Here is a 2,051-nt window from a genome sequence, read left to right as displayed (position 1 = left end):
CCAATTGTATATGGATACTATATCGTTATAATAGATTTTGGTATTCTAAATAGTTATTACTCTTACTATTTGTTAAAATATAAATAAATAAACTAGAGATAACGGGGAGAGAATGTGAAGCGGAAACGGAAGAAATCAAACGCTATTTTTGTAATCTTTATCCTGCTTTTTGTATTTTTGCTCATGAAGCAGGTCATGGAAATTTCAATTGGGGGAAATGTCTTCACACCAGTGAATCCACCTGATTCGTTTGCGAATGTGAAAAAGTATAGCAACGTTCTGCACGATGAGTTAGCAAAATATGGGCTTGAGGAGCACACATCGACATTGATAGCCCTTATGCAGCAGGAAAATCGTGGGCGGGGTGGTGATCCAATGCAGGCGTCTGAATCGGCGGGACTCGATCCAAATACAATTACCGATCCTACCGAAAGCATCAGGTATGGAGTGAAACATTTCCAGCGGATTATCAAATATGGGAATGAAAAGAACGTGGATTTCTCTACAATTATTCAATCTTATAATATGGGAATTGGTTATATTGATTACATTGCAAATGCAGGAGGGAAGCATACTGAAGAGCTAGCGAAGCAGTTCTCGATGCTCCAAGTTGAAAAGAATCCTACGCTTTATGATTGCGGAGGCGACAAAGGAAATTTCCGATATCCATATTGCTACGGTGACTTTTCATATAGTGCAAAGGTAGCTAAGTACATTGATGAACTTGCAGATAGTGTACCTACTCATGTAAATGGAGAGTAAATAGGTGAAGCATCTTAACGGACTCACCTGTGTTTTCAGTTCATCAAATTTGATCCTATACATTTTTAGATTTAAAAACCGATTATAATCTGAGTGCTCAGCACCTCGGACATGGACTTTTAACATCTGGTTATAGTCCATGTCGATATGAGCGAGAACTATTGAAAGCTTGTTCGGTATCGTAGAAGCATCATTGAAGAAAGAGCACGACAACATTACCTAATTCAAAAAGTACGTACTAGAGGGGTAAACATAAACAACAATCTAGCTCGGTTGTATTTGATATTATGAGCGTTTTATCTAAGGATATGCTTCGTGGCAACGCCGAAAGTGAGATCCTGCTATATGTCGGGATCATATGACCCAATTTTGTATTAATCATTATATTGATTTGATTTTGTCAGGCCATTTTTTGTTTAATGCACATATAAATGTTTTCACGTTCTTTTTATCTACCATAATGGGGGAATACACGTAGGAAAGCGTTCTGTTAAAGGACTCATTTTTCAACTGTATAATTGAAAGAGTCTTATGCAGAATGTCTCTTTCAATGACACTACGGGATAAGAGAGTTAGCCCCATACTATTTTTTRTAAGTGTTTCTTTAATCCCTTGATTACTGCTTATGGTAAGAAGCGATTTAACTTTCAAACCATTTGAACGAAGGAAGTGGTTAAGATATTCTCGTGTACCTGATCCCACTTCTCTGGTTATCCATGCTTGATTCTGAAGGTCAGCAATCGTAACTTCATCTTTACAAGCGAGTTTATGATTGTTTGAAGAAACTATAAATAACTCATCCTGCAAAAAAGCGTGTACGGAAAGTTCTTTTTCATTTGTTTGACCTTCTATTAAACCTATATCTACTTGATATAACCTGACTGATTGTACGATTTCTTCTGTGTTTCCAATTACAACTTGAAGTTCAAGTTCCGGAAAGTCTTTTTGAAGGTCAATAAGTAAAGAAGGCAATATATACTCGCCGATTGTAAAACTTGCTCCTATTTTTAATTCTCCTTTTATAGATTTATCATGTTCTTGAATGTCTTGTCTGGTCTGTTCATAGATTGTGATCATTTGCTTAGCGCGATCATAAAGAATTTCTCCTGTTAAAGTGACTTTTAAGAATTTAGGAGAGCGGAGAAATAATTTAGTTTGGAACTCTTCTTCTAATTTTTTTATGTGCAAACTAACACTTGGTTGTGACATAAGAAGCATTTCTGCTGTTTTTGTAAAATTCTTGACTTCTACAAGGGTCACAAAAGTTTTTAAAGCATCATAGTACATRA

At 36.0% G+C, this 2,051-nt stretch carries 2 protein-coding genes; one reads left to right on the top strand and one right to left on the bottom strand.

Annotated features, from left to right (window positions below; all coding sequences use genetic code 11):
• The first annotated feature begins 114 nt into the window (after positions 1-114).
• Positions 115-762: a lysozyme family protein gene (locus AC1DUW_RS26920; protein ID WP_477643941.1), complete on the top strand. Its 648-nt coding sequence runs from the start codon at positions 115-117 to the stop codon at positions 760-762.
• A gap of 381 nt (positions 763-1,143) precedes the next feature.
• Here the strand turns inward: AC1DUW_RS26920 and AC1DUW_RS26915 are convergent, their stop codons facing one another.
• The gene (locus AC1DUW_RS26915) at positions 1,144-2,049 is read right to left on the bottom strand and encodes a LysR family transcriptional regulator (RefSeq protein WP_477643940.1); all 906 of its coding nucleotides are present in this window, start codon (positions 2,047-2,049) and stop codon (positions 1,144-1,146) included.
• Positions 2,050-2,051 lie beyond the last annotated feature (2 nt).

This window comes from Peribacillus sp. P4_C12 (genome assembly GCF_056402095.1).
Note: the sequence above shows the minus strand (reverse complement) of the source record. Positions and strands in the feature narration are given on the sequence as shown.